General features: G+C 67.9%; 4 protein-coding genes and 1 pseudogene. 2 read left to right on the forward strand and 3 right to left on the reverse strand.

All coding sequences use genetic code 11. The features are described 5' to 3' along the window. Positions 1–67 precede the first annotated feature (67 nt). Positions 68–2,863, reverse strand: coding sequence for an FAD-binding and (Fe-S)-binding domain-containing protein (locus tag Manayef4_RS17750; protein WP_254665717.1), 2,796 nt, complete (start codon positions 2,861–2,863; stop codon positions 68–70). 394 nt (positions 2,864–3,257) lie between these two features. Between Manayef4_RS17750 and Manayef4_RS17755 the strand changes: the two genes are divergently transcribed. After that, entirely contained in the window at positions 3,258–3,584 is a 327-nt protein-coding gene (locus Manayef4_RS17755) for a putative quinol monooxygenase (RefSeq protein WP_063579087.1), read from the forward strand. A gap of 336 nt (positions 3,585–3,920) precedes the next feature. Here Manayef4_RS17755 and Manayef4_RS17760 read toward each other — a convergent pair whose 3' ends face one another. Next, positions 3,921–4,325 (reverse strand): helix-turn-helix domain-containing protein, encoded by a 405-nt coding sequence (locus Manayef4_RS17760; protein WP_070132365.1) that lies wholly within the window; start codon positions 4,323–4,325, stop codon positions 3,921–3,923. Between the two features lie 156 nt (positions 4,326–4,481). Between Manayef4_RS17760 and Manayef4_RS17765 the strand changes: the two genes are divergently transcribed. Further along, positions 4,482–6,002 (forward strand): DHA2 family efflux MFS transporter permease subunit, encoded by a 1,521-nt coding sequence (locus Manayef4_RS17765; protein WP_070132368.1) that lies wholly within the window; start codon positions 4,482–4,484, stop codon positions 6,000–6,002. Positions 6,003–6,042: 40 nt separating this feature from the next. Here Manayef4_RS17765 and Manayef4_RS26150 read toward each other — a convergent pair. Then, positions 6,043–6,288 (reverse strand): annotated as a pseudogene (locus Manayef4_RS26150) (DDE-type integrase/transposase/recombinase); the annotation flags it as partial. Between the last annotated feature and the right edge of the window lie 1,175 nt (positions 6,289–7,463).

The raw sequence follows: 7,463 nt of genomic DNA on the forward strand, positions 1-7,463 counted from the left end.
GCTCGGGTCGCGCATCCATCAAGGTCACGGGAAGTCGTCGATCGGCGTTCTCCGACACGTCACGTTCTCAGCCGGCACCGCCTGGATGGGCAGAATCACGGATCGGGCGAGTCGCGTACTCCAGCGCCTCGACAATGTGGACGTATTCGCGCCCCGTTGCGCGTGACATTCCGATCTCGCAGGTCCGGTTGGCCGACGCATGCACCTCGAAGGCGCGGGAGTTGACCTCACGTGCCTCGTTCAGCGTCGCCGCCGCAGTCAGCTCGGGATGCAGAAGTCCGCGATCACCGGCGAACGCGCAGCAATTCCAGTCCAGCGGCACGACCACCTCGTCGCTGACCAGCTCGGCGAGTTCCCTGAGTAAAGTCGTGGTGCCCCGCCGCTCGGTCGAGCACGTAGGGTGCAGTACCAGGGACGCCACCCGGCGGGTCACCGAGAGGCGGCCCACGACTTCGGCGCGCACGAATTCGAGCGCGTCCACGAAACGAAGTGCCTCGTAGGCGCCGCCAAGCCGCTTTGCCTCGGCGCGAAGCTCCTCCAGACCTTCTGTACATGACGCCGCGTCGCACACGACCGGCAGGCGGCCGCCGTCAGTCGCCGCGAGCAGCGCCGGCAGGACCTTGGCCCCGATGACCTCGTGGCCACCCCTGAGACCCTTCGACTTCCACGGCATACCGCAACACATCGACGCGATACCCCTGGGTACCCGTACCGCTACCCCGGCACGCGCGCACAGCGTCAGCATCGCGGGCATGACCCCGCCGCTGGATGACGACGAGCCGAACATGGCCCCGACGCACGCCGGGAAGTACACGGCGCACGCCTCTGCGGCAGCCGCGACCGCCCGGCGCCGGTACCCACCGCGGGGCAGCGAGGCGTCATACTGAGGCATCCTGTCGGTGCCCAACGTTCTGCGGGCCAGGGAGGCCGCGGCTGTCGGCAACGTCGGCGGCAGTGCGGCGGCGGCAGAAAGCRCCTTCCCAGCCAGTGTGGTGGTCGCCCCCCAGTGGCGGGCCGCCGAGCGCCACAGCGCGTCCTCGGCCTTGTTCACCCTCTCGGCGCGCAGCTCTCGCACGAGTGATCCGGTGTTGATCTGCACAGGGCAAGCGGTCTGGCACATACCGTCGACCGCGCAGGTGTCGACCACGTCATAGCGGTAGGCCGCGGACAGCTCATCGGCGAGCCCCTCGTCTCCCTCCCGCCGCGCGGCCTCACGCTCCCGCAGCAGGGCGATCCGCTGCCGAGGAGTCAGGGTCAGCGTCCGGCTCGGGCAGACCGGTTCGCAGTACCCGCACTCCACGCACATGTCCGCGCCGTAGCCGACCGTCGGCACATCCTTGAGATTGCGCAGATAGGAGCGAGGATCGTCGGACAGCACGACCCCCGGGTTGAGGATTCCCAGCGGGTCGAACAGCCGCTTCACCTCCGTCATGACGTCATACAGTTCATCGCCGTACTGGCGACGGACATACCCCGCCATGATCCGGCCGGTGCCATGCTCCGCCTTGAGCGTCCCCTTGTGCTCGAGCACCAGCTCAACCATTTTCTCGGTGAATGCGTGGTAGCGTTCCAACCGCGCGGGATCCCGGAAGGTCTCGGTGAGCATAAAATGGATATTGYCGTCCTTGGCATGGCCGAAGATGWCACTGTTCTGATAGCCGTGCGCGTCGAACAGCTTCGTGAGTTCCTGGCACGCTGCCCGCAGGTGYGGCACCGGAACCGCCACATCCTCCAGCAACGCCGTGGTCCCCGCCTGGCGCGCTCCCGCGACGGCCGTATAGAGACCCTTGCGCACATGCCACAGGTCCTTTCGGCGCCACGGGTCCGAGGTCAACTCCAGGGGCGACTCGATCTCGAGCCCATCGCACACGCCGCCGGCCCCGGACACCTTGTCGGCAAGCTCCTCGGTGGTCGCTGCCTGCAGCTCCACCAGGAGCGCAACATGGTCACGCACCTCCAGCGAGCCGATCTCAGCCGGTGTCGCGCCGAGGGTCTGCGCAACGGCAAGGGACCGAGCGTCCATCAGTTCGATCGTCGCGAACCCCACGTCGACCAGCTCGGGCAACGCGGCGGTCGCGGTGGCGAGGTCACGAAACACCGCCAAGCCGGTCGAGGCGTGGGGAAAGAGCTCCACCGTCCGGAACGTGGCCGAGGCGACGAACCCGAGCGTGCCTTCGCTACCGACCATCAGATGGGCCAGGATCTCGACGGGACGCTCGTAGTCGAGAAACGAGTTGAGACTGTAGCCCATCGTGTTCTTCATTGAGAACTGCCGACGCAGCGTCGCCACGGACGCCGGGTTGCGGCAGATCCGCTCGCGGAGCCGCAGCAAGCCCGCATACAGATCGGGTTCCAGCGCGCGCAGCCGTTCATCCGCGTCCGGCGCACCGGTGTCAATCACGGATCCGCTGGGTAGCACCACGGTCATCGCCTCAAGCGTCTGGTAGGCGTTCTGCCCGGTGCCGCAGGCCATTCCGCTGGAATTATTGGCAATGACTCCACCCAGGGTGCAGGCGACCTCACTCGCTGGGTCGGGGCCGAGCTTCCGCCCGTACGGACGCAGCCGCGCGTTGGCCGCACGGACGGTCACGCCAGGCTCGGCGCGCAAACGGTGACCACCGTCGAGCACCTCGGCCGACTGAAAACCGTGTCGCACGTCGACCAGGATCCCGTCGGTGACGCCCTGGCCGCTGAGGCTCGTTCCGCCCGAGCGGAACGTCAGGTACGAACCACTCCRCCGGCATCTCGCAAACAGCCCCGCCACATCGCCCACGCCGGCAACACGTTCCACCGCGGAGGGCACCAGGTGATAGTGCGACGCATCCCGCGCCATCGCGTAGCGCAGGACCGGGCTGCCTGCCACGGCCGGCCCCTGGCCAGGTCCGCCGCGGCTCCCCGCTACCTCCGCGCCGGTGGGACGCCCCTCAAGACTCATTGCCTGCCCTCCCCGGACAAGGARAGTCTGACAAGTATACATTCGCCCACACTGCGTCGTGACRCCTCGGCTGCCCTACGGCGTCCCTGCCACCCAGCGTCCCTGCCACCCAGCGCATCGAGCCCTGATCACGAACCCGCGGCAGGCCCCGAAATTTCTCAAATCGAGACTGCCCGTGGCGGCTGTGACTGCTACGACCATGGGCGAGGTGCCGAGCGTGGGGGCCACCCGTCGTCGATGGTGTGGAGACAGTCATTGGAGCTCGGTACCCCAGGCGGTCCGTCGCCCACAGCAAGAGCCATGAGCTCGGAAAGGGTCTATAATGATCTTTATCACCGCCAAGTTCCGGATCAAGCCGGAGTATGCCGACCAGTGGCCGGAGATCTCACGGGCGTTCACCGAGGCGACCCGCGCTGAGCCGGGCTGCAAATGGTTCGACTGGTCCCGCAACATTGAGAGCCCGACCGAGTACGTACTGGTCGAGGCATTCCAGGATBGCGACGCCGGAGCCGCGCACGTCCAGTCCGACCACTTCAGGGCCGCCCGGCAGACACTGCCGAAGTACCTCGCCGAGACGCCGCGCATCGTGAACACGGTTCTGGAGCAGGACGACTGGTCGGAGCTCGGCGAACTCGCTGTGTCCGACTGATCGGTCGGGCCGCCGGCGACGACAGGCGGAGCCCCGGTCGGAAACCTCCGTGACATCCAACCAGACGCCGCTATTCCCGTGGTCCGGCGTATCGGCATGAGGAAGAGACCGGGTCAGCCGCCGACGTGGACACGCCGGCAGTTGATCGACGGAATTCGGTGGCGGACGCGGACCGGGGCACCGTAGCGGGACGTTCCCGCCCAGTACGGGCACTGGCGCATGGTGTACGGGCTGCCCTGTTCCAGGACTGGCATCCGGACGGGATCGCTCCAGCCCAGCGACAGTCACCCAGCGTCATACTCGGATGCATCTTCGCATCATGGCCTCCAGGGTGCTCTACTCGACCCCACCCTGGGGGCCGTGGTTGCGGTCGTAGGCCGCGCGGGCCACGGCGATGTCGTCGCGGTGCCGTTCGGCCCACGATGTGAGCGTCCGCAGCGTGGCATACAGCTCCCGGGCCATATCGGTGGCCTGGTACTCGACCTTCGGCGGCACCGTGGGGTAGACGACCCGCGTCAGCAGCCCATCACGTTCCAGGTTACGCAGTGTGAGGGTGAGCATCCGCCGGCTGATGCCGCTGATCGACCGCTGCAGCTCGGTGAACCGGACCGGTCCGTCGCTGATCCGCAGCAGGATGYCGATGGCCCACTTGCCACTGATCCGGTTCAGCACCTCCAAGACGGTGCAGGCCTCGGCCTCGTGGCCGGGGGAGTCGATCACATCGCTGTTCCCCTGAAACATGAAAGTGCCTCCTTCCGGCCACTCCCACAGTCACACATGATGGCTTCCGTAACAAGGCATGCCCCATGCGGCGGCTGGAACCGCCGCACCTGGCTGGCGGCCGCGACCGGCCCGCCGCCGCGGCCCGTCCGGCCTCCTCGACGTCAAGGAAGACTGTTGACCGACTCGACTCCCCCGGCCCCGCCCCCGGCGCTCCCGTCCCGCTGGCTCGCCCTCGGGGTGCTCTGCACCAGCAACCTGATGGCCATCCTGGACAGCTCGATCGTTACGGTCGCGCTGCCGACCATCCAGCAGGACCTCGGCTTCTCCCAGGCGAACCTGGCCTGGGTTGTGAACGGATACCTGATCGCCTTTGCTGGCCTGCTGCTGCTGTCCGGGCGGCTGGGTGACCTGCTGGGCGGCCGGCCCGTCTTCATCGGGGGGCTCGGCCTGTTCACGGCAGCCTCGCTGGCCTGCGGCCTGGCCAACACCGGCGGCCTCCTGATCACGTTCCGCTTCCTGCAGGGCGCCGGGGGGGCGCTGGCCTCCGCGGTGGCACTCGGCATGATAGTCACGATCTTCCCTGACAGCCGGGAGCGGGCCAAGGCACTGGCCTGCTACGCCTTCGTCGCCGCGGCCGGCTCATCGATCGGGCTCATCCTCGGCGGCGTGCTGACCAAGAGTCTCAGCTGGCCGTGGGTCTTCTACGTCAACGTGCCGCTGGGTGTCCTCGCGGTGGTGCTCGCCCTGTGGGTGCTGCCCCCGATCGCCGGGCTCGGGCTGYGCGAGAGCGCGGACGTTCTCGGCGCCGGGCTGGTGACCGCCGGGCTGATGCTCGGCGTCTACACCGTCGTCCGGGGCGGGGCGGACGGCTGGAGYGACGGCGGGACGCTGGGGTCGCTCGCCGCCTCGCTGCTCCTGCTCGCCGCCTTCGTGGGCCGCCAGGCCAGAGCGGCCAAGCCACTGCTGCCGCTGCGCATCTTCCGCTCCCGCGCGGTCGGGGGAGCGAACATCATCCTGACCCTGATGGTGGCCGGCCTGTTCGGCTACCAGTTCTGCACCGCCCTGTACCTGCAGGACGTGCTCGGCTACAACGCGCTGCGCACCGGGCTGGCGTTCCTGCCGGCCCCGCTAACCATCGCGGCCGTCTCGCTGGGCCTCGCGTCGCCGCTGAACACCCGGTTCGGCCCCAGGCCGGTGATCGTCGTCGGGCTGCTGCTGGTCGCCGCGGCGCTCCTACTGTTGGCCCGGCTACCGRCTGACGGCAGCTACGCGAGCGACATCGCCCCGGTGTTCGTCCTGCTGGGTATCGGTTTCGGCGCGGCGATGCCCGCACTGATCGGCCAGGCGATGGCGGTCTCCGACCCCGCCGAGGCCGGCGTCGCATCCGGGGTGGCCAACACCACCCAGCAGATCGGCGCCGCGCTCGGCACCGCGATCCTGGCCACCCTTGCCGCCTCCCGCACCGACTCGCTGCTCGACCACGGCAGGAGCACCACCACCGCCCTCACCGGCGGGTTCCACCTCGCCTACGCGGTGAGCGCGGCCCTGGTCGCCGCGGCCGTCCTCGTCGCCCTGTTCGTCCTGCGCCCGCCCGGCCAGTCGCGGGCCGCCGACAGCGCACGGACCGCCGACGCCCACCCAGCCGAGACCGACGACCCGACGCAGCCGGCGGGGGTGCCGGCCGCGGGACAGTAACCGCCGGGGCCAGCCGTCGGGGACGGGGTAGAAGGAAATCCTTCGCGACCACCGCGTCCTCGGCGGCAGCGACAAGCCAGCCGGTCACATACCGGGAGTAGATATCGATGATGACGTACAGCCGGTACCAGACGCCTTTCTCGGGTCCTTTCAACGCGGTGATATCCCGCGACCAGACCTGTGACGGTCCGGTCGCGGACAGCTCGGGGCGGACCCGCGGCGGGTGGGTCGCCTGCGCACGGCGTTCCCTGGTCTGCCCCGCCGCCCGGACGATCCGGTACTCGGAGTCCGCTCTCTCGGAGACCTGCCGCAAGAGAGAGCGCGTGCTTTTCCCATAAAAGCCAGCGCGGTTTCTGCCGTCGCAAGTTTCGCTTTCAACCGTTCGTTCTCGCGGCGCAGACGCTCCAACTCGATCTGTTCCRCCGACTTCCYCGGATTCTTCCCCGGAGCGCGGGCCGGGACGCCTGCTCTTCCCAGCGCCCCCGCGTCACGTGCCCGGGTCCGCTCCACCACATGCGAGGAGAACAAACCCTCCCGGCGCAGGATCGCACCCTTCTCGCCGTGCGGGGCGTTCTCGTACTCCGCGACGATCCGCAGCTTGTACGCCGTGCTGAACACCCGCCGCGACGGACGCGGCGCCGGGTCCCGCGCCTGCGGTGACCCGGCCGGAGCCTCCTGCGACTCAGGCTCCATGAACATCATGGATCTCCGATCACGCCCTCCGTAGCCAGCTCACACCCACGAGGGTGTCTCACTCAACCCCGACAGAGAGGGCAAGGACGGTCCCTACCGCGACCGCCCGGACTGCTTGCCAACAAATTTCCGCACCTTCAGCCAAAGGGCTTGAGAGTTCATGAAGGCTGGGTGTAGGCTCCCCATTGTGGAGCAAGAGGGAAATTTGGACCGCAGACCTCCACTAGTGCCACTTAATTAACAGATCTTGATTTTGCCTATCGTTCACTTCATCCACCTTCGTCGATCCTGGTCTTGGCGTCGATCGAGTCGCAGATGATCGAAAACTGGTCGACCATAGCGAGACGCGTGCCGGTCATTTCTGTTTACGGAAGGTTGATCCTGAAATCGATATCAACTACGCGCGCACGCGGAACTGGGGCGATCGGTGTCGCGGCGGCCGACTGGGGTCGCGGGAGCCAACAAGTGATCAAGAGAAGACGAGGCCGACGATGACCCAGTTGTCGCCAAAGCCGACCTGCCGGTTGCCCCTTCGCGGAGCCGTCGTGGAACCAGCCGGCGGCCCACACCTTCTTCCCCGCCCGGTGGAACAGGGTGTCATCGACCACGACAGTCAGCGGCCCGGCCGGGAGCAGCCGGTCGACGACGACGCGGGCGAGTGCCAGGCCGACCCGGCAGGGCCCCGGCAAAGTTGTCGGTTAGCAAGCAAGGCTCTTGATCGTCTCTAGTGGTCGTTCGGGGCGCCGCGCGTGGTGTCGGATTGCCTGG

This window comes from Frankia sp. CgMI4, from assembly GCF_001756285.1.
Classification (GTDB): Bacteria; Actinomycetota; Actinomycetes; order Frankiales; family Frankiaceae; genus Frankia; species Frankia casuarinae.